The sequence below is a fragment of the Cycloclasticus sp. PY97N genome (assembly GCF_002443175.1).
Lineage (GTDB): Bacteria > Pseudomonadota > Gammaproteobacteria > Methylococcales > Cycloclasticaceae > Cycloclasticus > Cycloclasticus pugetii.
Map to the genome: position 1 here is coordinate 2006817 of NZ_CP023664.1, position 16992 is coordinate 2023808.

Here is a 16992-nt window from a genome sequence, read left to right on the forward strand (position 1 = left end):
AGGTTCCAACGTCAATTGGCCCCTCACCAGATTAATTTCCGAGACACCTAATCGATGTTCTTTGTTGCTCATTTTCTCTTTCATCTAATGAGGCGGCATCTTGTTGCAGCAGTGCGCCTCATGTTTAGCGTTATCCCTGATATTCTCATCGGTCTGCCATTGCCAACTCAGCCTGGTTCGGGACCACCAGCTGTCTTTTATTGGCGCACCATGCTTTTCGACAATGGCGATCATTTCATCGATATTGTGATGAGAAGCGTCGTAGGCGATTTTTAAGGTTTTTCTACGTGCATCGAACTGAACGCTGTCAACACAGGGAAGTTCATCAATTTCCTCAACAATCGCTTTGGTATTGTTTTCATTGATCCCGCACACGCTCAAGGTATGCTTGGTTAAAAAACCTGGATTGATACCCGATCGATGCTCATTCATAGTGTTTTTCCTCCAATCGACAGGTTGAGTAAGCAACCCATCTATTTTTTGTGTTTGTGGACAGGTGTTTTTTGGGATTCAGACTCATGATCCATCATTTGCCCCATCATCATCTGCATCATGCCCATTCGTTCTTCCATCATGTCCATGCGCTTTATCATATCCATGTCGTCCATTTTTGATGACTCACCTACTGTCATTTCCATTCCCATGCCATCACCCATTAATCGCATACCCTTCTGCATGACTCGCATATGTTCCTGCATCAGTTGCTGGCGTTTTTCCGGATCGGTTTCGGCTTTGATCTTTCCCATCATGTCGTGCATCTTTTGCATGTGCTCATGCATAGCCATCATTTGCTCATGGCCCATCATCATTCCGCCCATCGGCTGATCTTTACTGTCGCCATGTTCGTGCCCTTTTTCCGCAAAGACGGGCGAAGAAATCGCGGCGGCTATTACCAAAGTGGAGATTAGTTTTTTCATCGGAGTACCCTCATCAGTTGGAAACAGTTTTATCGACGTTAAATTTCGGAATCCATGCCGGCGTGACTTCCATATAGCGGCGATAGTCATCACCGAATTCCTTCAATGCCATGCGCTCCTCACGCTTAGCGAGTCGCACGTAAACCACTACCAGAACCGGAAACATAATCACGGTAAGGATCGTCGGCCACTGCAACAGAAATCCAAACATGATCAGGATAAATGCGATGTACTGCGGGTGGCGGCAACGGGCATACCAGCCGGTAGTCGCTAGCGAACGGGTCTGCTGCGCCTTGTGCAGAACACTCCACGCCGAGGCCAGCAAAAAGAAACCCAAAATGATCAGGACATTACTGGCGATATGCAGCGGATCAAAATGAGGGTTGCCTTCAAAACCGAAAAGGGTATGCAGAAGATGGCCGTTTTCGTGGGACAGAAAATCAATGCCAGGATATTTTTCCGCCAACCAACCGGAGAGAAAATAAATGGTTAATGGAAAGCCATACATCTCGGTAAATAGGGCAATAATAAACGCGGAGAAAGCGCCAAAGCTTCGCCAGTCGGTTTTGGTTTGCGGCTTGGTAAAACTGAAGGCAAAGAAAATAAATATCGCTGAATTGAGTATCACCAGCGTCCAGAGGCCGTAAGCCGATTCACCGTGCATGCTTTTTCTCCTGTTATATTGTTGGATTAATGGTGATGACGGTGTTCGTTTTCCCGACGGCCTTCCTCCAGCCCCCGCTGATAGGCATCCTGCTCGGACCCACCCTCATGCTGCTCATGCCCACCGTGTCCGCCATGACCGCCGTGCATAAACAGATGCATAAAGGGGCAGGCCAGGAGAATCAGGAAGGGCAAAAACTGCCAGACGTGTTGCCGGTGCTCGACGAGCAGAAAATATGTGACCGCGCCGATAAGTCCCAGTGCCGCCAGTCCTTTGGGTGTTAACCAGAATGATGTTTTTTGAGTCGCCATGTCACACCTCACCTGTGTAATTGAAAATCGTTGTCTGTTGCGCCGCGTTTATTGTGTATCCATAGCAGATCGTTAACCGGCACAATGCAGACTAGTCCTTCGCTATCGGCATTGACATGCGCCGCATCCACAAGCAGCTGCGCAATTTCCTTCGCCTGCTCCGCCTTGGCATAAATCTCCATTTGAATATGCTTGATCAAGTGGTTTTCGTTAAAACTATCGAAGTAATAGCCGCGGCCGCGAACCGGGTGTAAGGTAAAGCCCTTAACACCATGTCGTTTCAAAGTTTCTTCCACGTTTTTCAGGCAAAACTCGTCAAAAATGGCCGTGACTTTATTGATGTTCATCGGGCCTCCTGCTTATTGCACCGTGATTTGTCCACGGTACATCTGCATCTGACAATGAAACGCATACTCGCCGGATGACATTGCTGGCAGCTGAATGGTCTTCAGTTTATTCAACGGCAAAGTGTCGCTGATTTGCAGTTCGGGGATCAATAAAGTCTCAGAACAGGGTGATTGATCTTTGCGCATAAATTTAATTTCTACCGGCTTTCCAACTGGCACCTTAATGCGCGAAGGCGAATAGGTACCGTTTTCCACAGTTATCACCAGATCGTTTTCACCCAACTCGGCTTCTTTCGGCTTGTAGAGCCAGAACCACCACACAATCAGTGCAATTAGCGCCAAACCCGCAATATTAATAATCATCATCGCAACGCCCTCTTCCCGACATTCTCATTAGTGCTCCTGCGCTTTAAAGAAGCGCAGCCTATTAGCATTGGTTACAACTGTCAGCGATGAAAACGCCATCGCCGCACCGGCAATCACCGGACTTAACAGCAAACCGAAAAATGGATACAACACCCCGGCTGCAAAAGGCACGCCGGCGACATTGTAAATAAAGGCGCCAAATAGATTTTGTTTGATATTTCGCAACGTAGCCTTGCTGACGGCAATGGCATCCGCCAGGCCATGTAACGAACCCCGCATCAGTGTTATGTCGGCACTCTCAATGGCCACATCCGTACCGGTGCCGATAGCAAAACCGACATTGGCGATGGCCAGGGCCGGCGCATCGTTGATGCCGTCACCCGTCATGCCCACCACTTCCCCCTCCATTTGCAGTTCCTGCACTTTTTTGGATTTTTCTTCCGGCAGCACTTCAGCAAAGAATTCCTTGATACCGGCTTTTTCCGCTACCGCTTTGGCTGTGGCGCGGTTGTCGCCGGTGAGCATCACCACCCGAATACCGTTATGTTGCAAACGCTTGATGGCCGCTATGGAGTCTTCCTTAATCGGATCGGCCACAGCGATAATCGCCGCAAGTTGATTATCAATAGCGAAATACATCGGTGTTTTAGCCTCGGCGGCCAACGCCTGGGCCTTTTCGACAAAATCACCGAGCTCAATGGTGCGCTCGCGCATGAGCTTTTCATTGCCGAATAACAGTGTTTTTCCGCCCACCTCCGCCTGCACACCGTGGCCGGCAATGGCGTTAAAATTGGAGACCTTGCCCATTTCGATCCCTCTTTCCTGAGCACTTTCAACAATAGCCATGGCCAACGGATGCTCAGAGCCGGATTCAAGCGTTGCAGCCAATCGCAACACCGCCTGCTCATCATACTCACCCGCCACCAGTACATCGGTGACCTTCGGTGCACCCAAGGTAATGGTGCCGGTTTTATCCAGAATCATCGCCGTTATCTTCGACGCGGTTTGCAGGGCTTCACCGTTGCGAATCAGGACACCCGCCTCTGCGGCCTTACCCACACCCACCATCACCGACATCGGCGTGGCCAGACCTAGCGCACAGGGACAGGCGATAATTAACACAGTCGTGGCCGATACTATGGCAAATGCCACCGCCGGTTCCGGTCCAAAATTAAGCCAGGTCAAGGCACTCACCACAGCAATAATCATCACCACCGGTACAAAATACGCCGAGATGACATCAGCCAAACGACCAATCGGCGGCTTGGAGTTTTGTGCGCGCTTGACCATATTGATGATTTGCGCCAGCGCCGTGTCTTTACCAACGCGGGTAGCTTTAAACAGAATTGAGCCGGATTTATTGATGGTGCCCGCCGCCACGGTATCGCCAGTGGCTTTTTCAACCGGCATCGGCTCGCCGGTGAGCATGGATTCGTCAATCGCAGTATGCCCTTCAACCACTTCACCATCGACGGGAATTTTTTCACCTGGGCGCACGCGGACCACATCGTTCAGTAGAACCTGTTCGATAGCGATATCCAGTTCTTTGTCATCGCGAATAACCCGCGCCGTTTTCGCCTGCAATCCAATCAGGCGCTTAATAGCCTCAGAGGTACGACCGCGGGCTTTCAATTCCAGGGCAAGACCGAGATCGATTAAACCAATAATCATCGCGGTCGCCTCGAAATAAACATGGCGCGCCATTTCCGGCACCAAGTGAGGAACAAACACCACCACCATCGAATACACCCACGCCGTACCTGTGCCTAAAGCAATCAAGGTATCCATATTGGCCGAGTGATTTTTAAAGGATTGCCAGGCACCGACATAAAAGTGTTTGCCGGAGAACACCATCACCCCAAGCGTCAGTAATCCAACAGCCAACCAGGCAATGCGCTCACCAGTGCTTGTTACCGTCATTTCGCCGACTACGATGCTGTAAATCATCAGCGGCACGCCCAGACTGAGGGCGATGGTCATTTCCCGCATCAGTCGTTTGTAGTAAGCCCAATCAGCTCTTTCTTTTTCCGCCAATGCATCGTCTTCATTGTCAGCAAGGCTGATTTTGGCGTTATAACCGGCGCCCTCAACGGCTTTGATCAATTGCTCGGCAGGCGCCGAACCGAACACGCTAACGGTTCGCTGAGCGAAATTCATTTCCGCGTTTTCCACACCCGGTATCGCTTTTAGGGCGGATTCGATTTTTCCCACACAGCTGGCACAACCAGCACCCTCGATCATCAGTTCCTGACTGACTGCACTGCCGCCAGGAACATGATGGTGATGATGCTGGCCAGTTTCCGTACCTTCATGACAGGATGGATTGCCAGATTCCGTGTTTGTTGAACTCATATCCATACTCCTGGTTTACTTGACAGCAACTAGCGAATGAGCGTTGCGGGAAAACCCACTCGATCCAATGCTTCGGTAAGGCTGTTTGGTTCGACCACGCCAATGACTGAAGCGATGCCCGTTGCCAGATCCATCGACACTTCGCTAACCCCTGCAACGGATTTCAACGTCTGCTCGATACTTTTCACGCAACCACCGCAGGTGGCACCCTGAACCTGTAAACGATGAAGAGGAAGAGACGTATCGCTAACACTGCGGATATCACGGGCTTCAGCAGAAACGGATGACTTGCCGGCGCAGCAACAACCCCCTCGGAGTTGACTCGCACTTGGCGTTTTGTGTGTATTCATAACCTATCCTCCGCAGTGAATTCTTCGATCAGATGGCAAAGCATATGGCCCGTTGGCGCCTTATCCGGCTTTTGACTCCACTCCAACAAAGCCTGTTGCATGCGATCCCGCAATTTCAACGTTTCCCTGAGCTGTCGCTCGGTTTCATGCAGGCGCTGATCAATCAGGCGTCGCACCGTTGGGCAAGGAGACTTTTTCTTGTCCGCATGGGCGAGAATCTCCTGAATATCCTCTACCGAAAATCCCAACTGTCTGGCACTCAGCACAAAGCGCAACCGGTGTACATCCGCTTCACTGTACTCCCGGTAGCCGTTCGCTTGGCTTTTTTTGGGGTTCAACACATTAATCCTGGTATAAAATCGCACAGTATCTGCCGTAACGCCCAGGTACTTGGCTATTTCACTTACCTTCATTTCCTTTCCTCCCAACACAGTCAAGTAATCCCGGCGCACAGCTAAGACTTAAGGGCGTGGTTGATGCCTATGCCTGATTGATCACTGGATTAAAACCAAAGTGTCAATCTGAGGAGTTAATCCGTATTTTTATGCCACCTTACACCTGTGTCCAAGACACAGGTCAAGCAACTTTTAACAGTCTTCCACTTTTGATTTTCAATATTTAAATCACCCTGAATCTGGCTGTATTTGTCTCAGTCGGTACCGATCAATTGTCTGTCCGCCAGCTTACGCATGAAAAAAAGCAAAGTGTCGATCATAGGAAAACATCAGGCCTATCCTAGGGCTGGGTACCTGACCGTAAGGTGACTCATTCATTACATTCATGTAATGCCGCGATCTTTTTTCTTCCGATTATTCATCTACCTTGCTCTGCTTCCAAAGCAAATAAACCGCCGGCAATACCAACAATGTCAATACCAAAGCACTGAGCATGCCCCCCACCATAGGTGCAGCAATTCTGCTGACCACTTCCGCCCCTGTACCGGTACTGAACATGATCGGCAGTAAGCCGACAATAGTAGAGACTGTCGTCATCATCACCGGTCTAACACGTAAGCCTGCACCGTGAAGAACAGCTTCCCGTAATCCTTTCATATTCGGTGTGATGCCCTGCTCCTCACACTGAAGCAAGAAAAGCCTATGTGCTTGGTTGAGATAGACCAGCATAATGACGCCAATTTCTACCGCCACGCCCGCCAACGCGATAAAACCCACACCCACTGCAACGGAAAAGTTGTAACCAAGCAAATACATCAACCAGATGGACCCAATCATTGCCAGTGGTAAGGTGCCCATAATGATGGCGACCTCGGCAACACTGCGGAAATTTAAATAGAGCAGCACGATGATAATTGCCAGAGTCAGAGGTACCACGTAGGAGAGCTTCTCTTTGGCCCGCAACATGTATTCATACTGTCCCGACCAATTCAGGGAGTAGCTTGTTGGTAGTTCGACCTGATCGGCCACCACTTTCATAGCGTCTTCCACATAGCTGCCGACATCCACTCCGTCTATATCGACAAAGGTCCAACCATTAAGACGGGCGTTTTCACTCTTGATGGCAGGCGGCCCGTCTTCAACATAAACACGAGCAACATCCCCCAATGCAATGCGCTGACCACTGGTCGTGACAATAGGCAGCAGAGCTAACTGCTCGGGAGAGTTGCGATAATCTTGTGGGTAACGCAGGTTGACGGGGTAACGTTCCAGCCCTTCGATAGTCTGCGCTACGTTCATACCGCCTATAGCGGTGGCAACCACTTGCTGCACATCGGCGATATTGAGGCCATAGCGTGCGGCTTTTTCTCGCTGAATATCCACCTTGATATAACGACCACCCGCCACACGCTCTGAATACACTGACGCCGTACCCGGTACATCCTTCAACACCTGTTCCAACCGCCGCCCGATTTTTTCAATTTCCTTGAGGTCGGGGCCAGCTACCTTGATACCTACCGGGGTTTTTATACCGGTAGCCAGCATGTCGATGCGGGTTTTGATGGGCATCACCCAGGCATTGGTCAAGCCGGGAAACTTCACCAGCGCATCAAGCTCCTTCTTGAGTTTGTCGGTGGTCATGCCATCGCGCCACGCCTCTCTGGGTTTCAACTGGATAAAGGTTTCAATCATGGTTAGCGGCGCCGGATCGGTGGCAGTTTCGGCCCGTCCGATTTTGCCAAATACGGTTTCTACTTCCGGAACTGTGGCAATCAGCTTGTCAGTCTGTTGCAGGATCTCCCGCGCCTTGCCGATGGACAGGCCCGGATAGGTAGTGGGCATGTACATCAGGTCGCCTTCATCCAGATCGGGTATGAATTCGCTGCCGATCTTGTTAAGCGGCCAGATCCCAACAAGAAACACAACACCAGCCATGACGAGTGTGATTTTTGGAAAGCGCAAAACGCCCTTGAGCAGCGGCATATAGCCTGCAATCAGTAACCTGTTGACGGGGTTTTTTCTCTCAGCGACCACCTTGCCCCTGATAAAATATCCCATCAACACCGGCACCACAGTTACTGCCAGCGCGGCGCTGGCGGCCATGGCATAGGTTTTAGTGAAGGCCAGTGGACTAAACATTCGGCCTTCCTGAGCCTCCAGGGTAAATACCGGCACGAAGCTGATGGTGATAATCAGAAGACTGAAAAACAATGCCGGGCCGACTTCGCTGGCGGACTCTGCCACCACGTTCCAACGGTTCTCTCGCGTCAACGGCGTACGTTCCATATGCTTATGCATATTTTCAATCATCACAATCGCACCATCTATCATGGCACCGATGGCAATCGCGATTCCTCCAAGGGACATAATGTTTGCATTAACGCCTTGCCAGTACATCACAATAAAAGCCGTCAGGATGCCCAGCGGCAGACTAACGACTGCCACCAGTGATGACCTGACATGAAACAAGAAGATGACACAGATCAACGCAACGATAGCAAGCTCTTCAATCAGGCTTTTCCATAAACTGTCAATGGCACTAGAGATCAATCGAGAGCGGTCGTAAACCGTGACAATTTCTACGCCTTCCGGCAAACCCGCCTTGAGTTTTTCCAACTTTGCTTTGACGCCATCAATGGTTTTCTGGGCATTCTCGCCAAAGCGCATCACCACAATGCCCCCCACTACTTCGCCCTCGCCATTGAGTTCAGCTATGCCACGACGCATTTGCGGGCCCAGTTCAATATCGGCCACATCCTTTAATAACAGCGGTGTGCCATTCATATCCAAACCCAGAGGAATGGTTCTCAGATCGTCAACACCCTGGATATAGCCACTGGCACGCACCATATATTCCGCTTCACTCATCTCCACAACAGAAGCACCAACTTCCTGATTACCCCGTTGGATGGCCATCTGGATATGAGAGATAGGAATGTTAAAAGCACGCAGCTTGTCCGGGTTCACCTTGACCTGATATTGCTTGACCATACCGCCAAGCGCAGAGACTTCAGATACACCCGGAACAGTTTGCAGTTCGTATTTCAAAAACCAATCCTGCAGGCTGCGCAACTGACTGATGTCGTGCTGACCAGTTCTATCTACCAACGCGTAGAGATAAACCCAACCCACGCCAGTGGCATCTGGTCCCAATTGTGGTCTGGCACTGGGTGGCAGCGTCGGCGCCACCTGCGACAGGTATTCCAATACCCGCGAGCGGGCCCAGTAAGCATCGGTATCTTCATCAAAAATGACATAGACATAGGAGTCGCCAAAAAACGAGTAGCCGCGTACGGTGACCGCACCCGGTACTGACAACATGGCAGTAGTCAGCGGATAGGTGACCTGATCTTCCACCACCTGCGGCGCCTGCCCCGGATAACTGGTTTTGATAATCACCTGCACGTCCGACAAATCGGGAATAGCATCTACCGGTGTATTTTTAAGGGACCAGCCACCAATTCCCACCAACATCAAAGTGGCCAACAGAACAAAAAAACGGTTATGAACGGACCAGCGAATAATGGATTCAATCATGCTTTACTCCCCGTCACCTGAGTGCTGTTGCTGATTGGAGTGATCCATCTCACCGTGATTCATCTGACTATGATCCACTTTCTCTTCGTCCTCCGAAGATATGTCCTCCTCACTCTCGCCATGCATAATATGTGTGCCAGTCATTTCATACTGCCCGTTATCGAGCTTGGTAATTTCCATGTGCAGCTGAGTACCGAGTGTTAACGCCTCAAAATTAACTTTTGGATTAACCTGAAAATCCATGGTCATTTCTGGCCATTCCCAAGCATCAATCGCTTCATGCTTGACTGTCACCATTCGATGATTCGGCATCACGCTCTTGATCGTGGCGGCAACCCAAACTGAGCTAGGCTGATCTTCGCCGTGGTGCATCCGCTTAAAGTCTGAGGTTTTGCTGGATTCGGAATCAATCAGGAACTGGGCAGACGTAACAATGCGCTCACCGTCTTTTAAACCAGAAAGGATTTCCACCTTATCTTCACCAATTCTGCCTACCTTCACTGCGATGGACTTAAAACGCCCTTCACCTTTTGCCAATACCACTCTTGATTGGCTACCGGTACGAATCAGTGCTTCACGGGGAATGAGTAAAGTCTCCCGCGAGGGCTTGGTCACTATTGTCATTTGCGCAAACATGCCCGGCCTCAGGAATCTATCCGAGCTGTCAAAATGCACCCTAACCTGAGCGGTACGCGTTTTGGCGTTCAGAGAGGGGTAAATATAATCAACATTTCCTTTCCACTCGCGACCGGGTAAATAATCCAGTCGCATGCGCACTGCATCACCCACTTGCACACTGGCCGCCTGCCGTTCAAATATTTCACCAATCACCCAGATATGCTCCAGTTGGCCTATGGCCATCATCTCCATACCCGGCTTAACAAACATCCCTTCCCGAGTGTTCAGATTATCCAATACCCCAGATTGAGGTGCGGTGATGGTAATGGTCTGACTAACCTTGCCGGATTTTTTTAGGCGATTGATTTCTGAATGAGGCACTTGCAAGGCCGATAGCCGCTCCATGGCAGCCGTGATTAGTGTTGGATTATTTCGTTTTAATGCCAGCAACAGTTCTTCCTGGGCATTGACCAAAGTCGGCGAATACAACGCATACAGCGGCTCACCCTGTATAACCGGATCACCCGCAGCTTTGACATGGAGCTTTTCGATCCAACCCTCCACCCGTGGATGAATGTGAACAAGGCGATCTTCATCGTATTGCACATAACCCACTGTACTGATGGTTAGATCCAAACGCCCCCGAGTGACAGGGGCTGTACGTACCCCCAGATTGTTAACTACATCCGGAGAGATGGTGACGGTACCTACTTCCTCGTCACCCCCCATTTGTTCGTAAACCGGAATCAGATCCATTCCCATGGGAGATTTTCCCGGTTCATCCCGTTTGTAATTAGGGTCCATTGGCGCAACCCAGTAGAGGGGTTCTTTGCTGCCCTCCGCTTCGCTGGTAGCGCGCTTTTCTTCGATGCGCCACAGGGCCGAATAGTGGGCAAGCGTTGCAGTAACAATCAGTAACGCAATGGTGATGAAGAATGATTTATTCAGTGGAATTTTCATGGGAGATGTCATTGGGTTAATCCTTCCGCATTGCCGTCGTTGGCTGCGGTTAAAAAGTAGTTCAGCTCGGCAATCGTTTTCAGCCTATCAATCCTGATGTTTAAAAAGTCAATCTTGGCGTTTAGTTCCGCGATGCGGGCTCGCACAGCTTCAGCAAAATCACCGTCGTCATTGTTATAGGCAGCCAAGGCTGCTTCTGCCTGTTCTGACATCTGCGGCAATAACTGCTGCCCATAGAGTGCACGGCGCTCATTCAGGCGCTGTAGCTGGACGATAGCCGTATCGAGTCCCGCCATCAGTTGCCGCGCCATAAGCAGCTTGTCAGTTTTGAGCGCCTCAGCCCTGGAGTTGGCCGCACTGACTTCTTTATCCTGTCGATTACCCGTGAAAAGTGGTAAGTCAAACGTCACGCCAACGGAAAACAAATCGGCACGATCACGACCTAATGGATCGTCGTCCCGGTAACCATACTGTGCCGAGAGGCCCCACTCGGGTTTGTATTTCTGACGCGCCAGTTCGACACCGGTCTGCATCGAGTTGATGCGTTGGTCAAAAGCCTGCAGAACAGGGTGCTGATTGATCCAGTTATAGCGCTGCCGATCACCACCTGATGTATTAAGTAAGCTCATCTCGTGAAAACCAAGTGCAGAAGGCTCCTGGTCAGGTGATACTTGCCTGACCGGAATGTGGGCTTGTGCACCAATCCACTCAGAAAGGCGCTGCTGGGCGGATTCTAATTGCTGGTGTAACACCGTCAGGCGATCATCGAGCCGAGTCAGCTCCAACTGGGCACGGATAATATCCTGCTGCCGTGCGCGCCCCAGTGCCGATGAATAACTGGCTCGCGTTGCGTCTACCAAATGTTCGAATAACGAACGGTCCCCTTCAATTAAGCGAATGCTCTCCTGGGCCTTGAACGCGTCCAGCCACAACTTGGCTACACTCGCGGTCACCTTGGCTTGACGATCCTGCCGAAGCAGTGGCTCCTGTGCCGCCAGCTCCTGCTTTTGGCGACTTGACAGTGCCAGACTATCGCCTCGCGGAAACATTTGACTGACACCCACAGTGAGCTGGGTCATAGCTTCCTGATTAATATCAAAAGTATCTGTTGGAAAATTTGCCGCCATCAGGCTGATCTTGGGGTCTGGTAGAGTGGAAGCAGATATCGATTCGTTATTTAAAGCATCTTCCCGGTAACGACTCCCGTTGAGCCATGGGTCCAACGCAACGGCCTGAGAAATGGCTGACTCCAGCGTCAATTCCGGCCCGGATTCCTGTGCGAAAACGATGGTTGCGCTACAAATCAAACAAAGTGCAGTCAACGTTTTCATGGGTGCTCCCCGCTTGAGCTGTCTCCGACACCAGGCAATCCACTTTGCGCATTTGCCATATGAATATAAACTTCGCTGCTGCCATCCGTCATTAGTAGCAACACATCGTAGGGATCGAAGCGATCACCCACCTCCATACCGGGGCTACCCACAGGCATACCAGGCACAGCCAGACCAATGGCATTTTTAGGGGGATCGGCAAGAAACTGCTGGATGATATGACCAGGGATATGGCCTTCAAATACATAACCATCACTTGAGACAGCGGTATGGCAGGACTGATAACGTGGCTCTATGCCTTTATCAGATTTTATCTTGTTCAGATTCGCGGGGTGATGCACTTCGGATTCAAAGCCGAAATCCTCAATATGCGAGATCCATTTTTTACAGCAACCGCAAGTTCGACTTTTATAGACATCCAGCGAGACTATTTCGCTGGCAATTGAACTCGATGCAGTGGTTAAACTTTCCTTATCGGAACACGCAACAACACTCATCAGTAACAGCGTGGTGGTGGCAAACCACCCCAAACTTCTAACAACCCATTTCATGGTAACTCCCACAGAGCACAAGGCCTTTTCAGACTTTCTATTCGGGAGTTTGGTGACTCCCGCCAACAACTATCGAGCAAGAAGCGCCGAATTTCAGGCGCACTTACCCTGTATTAGCGGGAAATGGGAGGGCGAAAGAGGGAGACAGCCAGTTGAAAGTCCGCAGACTCGTCATAGTGACCAGTTATCGATTTAAGACTAGAAGAAAAAATGGACTGGCATGCAGGCAATGCTACTGAGGAGCACCCACCCAAACTGCAATCGCAATCAGGACAGCAATCGGCGGTAGCCGCACCATCTAACGAGAACGCATTTGAGCCCATATGCTGAGAGTGATCCATCATACCCGAATCCATCATCAGCTCGTGGGCTTGTAAAGGGGCAGACATGCTTTGGCAAGACATGCTCGTAGACGCAACGACCTGACCGATGAATGCCATCATCAGTAGCGCAACGATCAACTGTCTGTATTTTGCTGTCCGCATGATTCGGTTTATTGCAAGTAGTGGGTCAATTTAGCTTCAGCTTACATAGAGCACATCGCGGCTAGAATAGTTCAATTATTTTCCTTCCGCAAGGGCTTACCACGCCCTATAACAAGTCACCCGACCTCAAAAACAGTCTTAACCAACTGTTTCCATACGATTTATTCCAAATCGTCGCTGACCGTATTTTGATTACCCATCAACTTCACCTGTCTATTCCGCGCTAGACCGTTTGTAGCTATTACGCGCGTCCTTATCAATCAGCCCTGCTAAATACAGATTCATCAGTACTTGTCTGATTTCATCAATATCAAGTTCATATTGCGCTGCCTTGATCTTCCGAATGACTGGCTGTATCCGGCCTTGAATAATATCGTTAGAAAGATTGACTATCTTCTCTCGCTGCTCGGAGTCATCGACGGATGCTTCCGGCTTGATAGCATCATCCGTCGCTTTATCAGCACACAAAGCATCGCGCCGCATCGAATTTGCTAAACTAATGGCACCTAATGTAATGACTTCCAACAACAACGCCAGTAGTCCATAGCCGAAGTTTCTAACGGTTTCTATACTCACACCAAAAATCCGCCCCAAGACCGCAAAAAAGCGTGTTATTGGCACTTCATTCAACGCCGTATTCTTGCCTGCATTTGAAGATAGCTCCATCAGCCTTACCAGTGAACCTTTTAGTTCACGTATTCTCTCAGCGTTTTTTTCCCCTTCGACCCACTGTCGATGAAACTCACTATTGAGGCGTTTCTCCAGCAAACGCTCATGGTGGTTTATCTCCTGCCTAATCGCATCTGCCCTTTCTTGCAATACCCTATATTCCGTGGATTCTAATTGAGAGTTGTTAATGGCGACGAATTCAGCGGAAAGGAAAAATGCGCAACTAGCCAATAACGAAAACCCTGTGAGAACTAAAGCCATAGCCCCATAATAATGACTACGGTGCCTTTCGGACCAAAATAAATATTTACCGAAATCTACACAGCATCCGATCAAGATAAACAAACCCGCCGCCAGCAAATTTTTACTTAGCCCATTCCCTATCACTACATCACTGAACGCCACGCTCGACAGAGAAAGAGCAAATAAGCTCGTTAAAATCATACTGACAAGGCAAAAGGTGTACTTAACAATCTGAATCAGGCGCATCACAAGGCGGCATATCTCACAGTGGATAAGCTTCTATCGTCCTACTCGCGCCAGTTCTAATCCATATTCTTTCTTACCGTTCAGAATAAAACTTTTTAGGAATCAACATAGTATCTGATAACAACAAGCCTTTCGTGCCCACGTTTTCATAGTAATAGCCGCCTGCTATTCATCAAACCTATGCCTCTAAACCTAGGTTCTAACACATTGTTTTACAGAAACTTTCTTCCATTTCTGAAAAGTTTCTCAACGTTATTTTTCTTCGTTGTCAATAGTATGGAATTGCTACCGAACAACATGGACTGACCAACCGTCAGGGAACGATGGAGTTACTATTTATGGCTAATTTTGAAGATAAGATGTGTCGCTCTGCGGCTAAAACATTGATGTCATCCCTAGAGTCTCTTCACTCTATTCATTTTGAAACGCATAAGCTTTCCGATGAACTACTCACCACGCTGTCCAAACTCAATCTCACCGAACAAAAATCGCTTGTAAACCGCGCTCGCTACTTTCTCAAAGTGGGCGTAGATGAAAAAGCACTGACAAGACAGCTAAAAGAGTTGGAAGACAAACGTGAAGCGCGTGAGTTAGAAGATATTTATCTTTTTCATGGCGCACCATTGGTTCTTATGCGTCGGTTATTTGGCATGCATGCTTCAGAGTTCTCCCGTCGCCGAAATGTTCTTAATATTCGTGGAGTAGGTAGTGGTAGGCCACCTCTATGTGACGAATCCTCCGATCATCGGATTTGGAAGCTTTGGCAGCACCATAAACAACTGGAGGAACGTGAACGTTTTCTCAAAATAGCCGACGAAACCAGTCTGGATCTTCACCTTATATGGAGCGCTTTACGCGAGCATATTGACAGTTGACTGCCTGAAATGTGACCTCGAAACCTCATTTTCTCATCCCAAATACAGTATAATTATTCATCCCTAAACGGACTCCAACCTTGAAGGAGAACAATGGATGTTTACTCAAAGCTCATTTCGCATCTCATGCATCTTGGCCATGCTACTTTTGTCCACGTCGGCAACAGCGGAGCAAAACTGGGAATATCTGGTCAAAACCTACCCCTTACTCGGCAATGACGGGGCATTAACCCAAACGTTGAATAAATTAGGTGAGCAGCAGTGGGAGCTTGTGAATTGCGCCAAAGGCAGTGCAAAGCTTACTTGTATTTTTAAGCGCCCTGCAAAAGGTGCCTAATCTGATGAAATGGCTCAAAGCATCTTATCTGTTCATTGCTGCATTAATTGTCGGTGTGCTCAGTTTATGCTGGCGCACCCTGCTATTTTTAATTGATCTAATCGATGGTGGTGATGACGAAAATGATCACGCCCCAACCGACAACATTATTCATTACAACCACCGAAGCGGTGAAATCGATCCGGTAAAACGTGTCGACGGCCTTTACGACAATAAGTTATAGAAAATGCCCGCAAAACCGAAGTTCTACGGGCATTGGGTTTGATCAACTAAAGCAACCCTCGCTCAGCAAACGATTCCACTGTCTCATCACCTACTATAAAGTGATCCAGTACCCGGATATCTATCAATGACAAAGCCTCTTTCAGCCGTTGTGTGATATTTCTATCACTCTGACTGGGCTCAGCCACTCCAGATGGATGATTGTGAGCAAAAATCACTGCAGCAGCATTCACCTGCAAAGCGGCCTTGACCACTTCACGGGGATAAACACTGCAACCATCAATGGTGCCCGCAAACATTTCCCGATACTCAATCAGTCTATATTGGCTATCAACAAACAGGCAGCTAAATACTTCTCGCTGCTGGCCTGCTAGCTGTAAGCGCAGATAGTCGCGTACTTCATGCGGGGAACTAAACACCTGGTCACGGGTTTTCAGTCGTGCATAGAGCAAGTGTTTGGCTTCAGCAATCAGTTGGTTTTCCTGCTCGAATGCCGTTTCGGTAGAATACATTTCATTCGAAGGTTTAACGGTTTTCATAATGTGCTCCCATAGGAATAGGGAACACACCAGGTCCTTATGGGAACGGTGGTTCCCATAAGGATGAAATGGACAGCATATTAACGCTAGGTCAATACTGCCCTGGTGGCGTGTTATCCATTTGCGACTTGAGGCGTGCCCTCATGATCATCAAAAGTACGTTGGTCTTCATAGACCAGTTCACCGTTGATTTTCATAGAGAGAATGCGCGTCAAGAAGCCACCTATCGCAGCCCCCAATTCACCGGCACGTTCACCTTGTTTATAGATGAATGCTTTGGCACGAGGGTTAGCCATATTGAAGCGAATCAGCACATTGGCATCCTCGGCTTCGATAGCTTCCCGGTGTTCTAACACAACACCGAGCACGGTTTCAGACGAAATAACGAGATCATGATATTCATAGTGCACGTTATCCGCTGGCCCCTGGATAACCGATACTTGAGCTGCATAGCGCTCAGGTTTACCTTCAGCACCGAATTCACGAATGCTGTTCAGATAACCGATGCCATTGGCATACTCGTTGAAGTACCGATTGTTTTCTGCAGTAGCAGAGGACGTTGTTGTATTTTCAGTTGGTTTACTCATAGCAGTGCTCCTGATTCAATGAGTTGATGTGATAAAAAGAGCCGCCGACCCAATGGGGCAACAAGCTCCCCGGTTGGGTGAGTGAACAAA

The 16992-nt window shown here is 49.2% G+C and carries 20 protein-coding genes; 3 read left to right on the forward strand and 17 right to left on the reverse strand.

The annotated features are described in order from the left end of the window. Positions 1-84: 84 nt before the first annotated feature. The 15 genes from CPC19_RS09690 to CPC19_RS09755 all read right to left on the reverse strand — a co-directional run bounded on the left by CPC19_RS09690 (position 85) and on the right by CPC19_RS09755 (position 14114). Positions 85-432 carry a hypothetical protein gene (locus CPC19_RS09690; RefSeq protein ID WP_096910761.1) on the reverse strand — a complete coding sequence of 116 codons (348 nt, stop codon included), beginning with the start codon at positions 430-432 and terminating at the stop codon, positions 85-87. 41 nt (positions 433-473) lie between these two features. Next, positions 474-917 (reverse strand): hypothetical protein, encoded by a 444-nt coding sequence (locus tag CPC19_RS09695; RefSeq protein WP_022960190.1) that lies wholly within the window; start codon positions 915-917, stop codon positions 474-476. 13 nt (positions 918-930) lie between these two features. Further along, entirely contained in the window at positions 931-1581 is a 651-nt protein-coding gene (locus tag CPC19_RS09700; protein ID WP_008296010.1) for an isoprenylcysteine carboxylmethyltransferase family protein, read from the reverse strand. Positions 1582-1607: 26 nt separating this feature from the next. Then, entirely contained in the window at positions 1608-1892 is a 285-nt protein-coding gene (locus CPC19_RS09705) for a DUF2933 domain-containing protein (protein WP_022960189.1), read from the reverse strand. Positions 1893-1900: 8 nt separating this feature from the next. After that, positions 1901-2239 (reverse strand): P-II family nitrogen regulator, encoded by a 339-nt coding sequence (locus CPC19_RS09710; protein ID WP_096910762.1) that lies wholly within the window; start codon positions 2237-2239, stop codon positions 1901-1903. Positions 2240-2251: 12 nt separating this feature from the next. After that, a complete protein-coding gene (locus CPC19_RS09715; protein ID WP_096910763.1) occupies positions 2252-2605 on the reverse strand; it encodes a cupredoxin domain-containing protein in 354 nt (117 codons plus the stop codon). A gap of 27 nt (positions 2606-2632) precedes the next feature. Next, complete coding sequence (locus tag CPC19_RS09720; protein WP_096910813.1) at positions 2633-4846, reverse strand: heavy metal translocating P-type ATPase; 2214 nt, start codon at positions 4844-4846, stop codon at positions 2633-2635. A gap of 140 nt (positions 4847-4986) precedes the next feature. Continuing rightward, positions 4987-5124, reverse strand: coding sequence for a hypothetical protein (locus CPC19_RS11970; protein WP_240183332.1), 138 nt, complete (start codon positions 5122-5124; stop codon positions 4987-4989). A gap of 179 nt (positions 5125-5303) precedes the next feature. Further along, positions 5304-5720 (reverse strand): MerR family transcriptional regulator, encoded by a 417-nt coding sequence (locus CPC19_RS09730; protein ID WP_096910765.1) that lies wholly within the window; start codon positions 5718-5720, stop codon positions 5304-5306. Positions 5721-6116: 396 nt separating this feature from the next. Further along, on the reverse strand, positions 6117-9239 hold the full coding sequence (locus CPC19_RS09735; protein WP_096910766.1) for an efflux RND transporter permease subunit: 3123 nt from the start codon (positions 9237-9239) through the stop codon (positions 6117-6119). Between the two features lie 3 nt (positions 9240-9242). Further along, the gene (locus CPC19_RS09740; RefSeq protein WP_240183333.1) at positions 9243-10829 is read right to left on the reverse strand and encodes an efflux RND transporter periplasmic adaptor subunit; all 1587 of its coding nucleotides are present in this window, start codon (positions 10827-10829) and stop codon (positions 9243-9245) included. Then, complete coding sequence (locus CPC19_RS09745) at positions 10826-12148, reverse strand: TolC family protein (protein WP_096910767.1); 1323 nt, start codon at positions 12146-12148, stop codon at positions 10826-10828. The genes CPC19_RS09740 and CPC19_RS09745 overlap by 4 nt, the downstream gene beginning before the upstream one ends. Continuing rightward, positions 12145-12711: a DUF411 domain-containing protein gene (locus tag CPC19_RS09750; RefSeq protein WP_240183346.1), complete on the reverse strand. Its 567-nt coding sequence runs from the start codon at positions 12709-12711 to the stop codon at positions 12145-12147. The genes CPC19_RS09745 and CPC19_RS09750 overlap by 4 nt, the downstream gene beginning before the upstream one ends. Positions 12712-12812: 101 nt before the next feature. Then, a complete protein-coding gene (locus CPC19_RS11850; RefSeq protein ID WP_162789641.1) occupies positions 12813-13184 on the reverse strand; it encodes a hypothetical protein in 372 nt (123 codons plus the stop codon). A gap of 213 nt (positions 13185-13397) precedes the next feature. Beyond that, positions 13398-14114, reverse strand: coding sequence for a hypothetical protein (locus tag CPC19_RS09755; protein ID WP_162789642.1), 717 nt, complete (start codon positions 14112-14114; stop codon positions 13398-13400). A 551-nt stretch (positions 14115-14665) separates the two neighbouring features. Here CPC19_RS09755 and CPC19_RS09760 point away from each other — a divergent pair. The 3 genes from CPC19_RS09760 (at position 14666) to CPC19_RS09770 (ending at position 15777) form a co-directional block, all read left to right on the forward strand. Beyond that, positions 14666-15217 (forward strand): STY4526/YPO1902 family pathogenicity island replication protein, encoded by a 552-nt coding sequence (locus CPC19_RS09760; RefSeq protein WP_020162262.1) that lies wholly within the window; start codon positions 14666-14668, stop codon positions 15215-15217. 97 nt (positions 15218-15314) lie between these two features. Continuing rightward, positions 15315-15554, forward strand: coding sequence for a hypothetical protein (locus tag CPC19_RS09765; RefSeq protein ID WP_020162263.1), 240 nt, complete (start codon positions 15315-15317; stop codon positions 15552-15554). 4 nt (positions 15555-15558) lie between these two features. Beyond that, the gene (locus CPC19_RS09770) at positions 15559-15777 is read left to right on the forward strand and encodes a hypothetical protein (RefSeq protein WP_015006103.1); all 219 of its coding nucleotides are present in this window, start codon (positions 15559-15561) and stop codon (positions 15775-15777) included. A 46-nt stretch (positions 15778-15823) separates the two neighbouring features. Here CPC19_RS09770 and radC read toward each other — a convergent pair whose 3' ends face one another. Both radC and CPC19_RS09780 read right to left on the reverse strand, forming a co-directional pair. After that, the gene (radC, locus tag CPC19_RS09775) at positions 15824-16315 is read right to left on the reverse strand and encodes a DNA repair protein RadC (protein WP_015006104.1); all 492 of its coding nucleotides are present in this window, start codon (positions 16313-16315) and stop codon (positions 15824-15826) included. A gap of 113 nt (positions 16316-16428) precedes the next feature. Then, positions 16429-16902, reverse strand: a complete 474-nt coding sequence (locus CPC19_RS09780) for a DUF3577 domain-containing protein (protein ID WP_015006105.1) — start codon at positions 16900-16902, stop codon at positions 16429-16431. Positions 16903-16992: the final 90 nt, after the last annotated feature.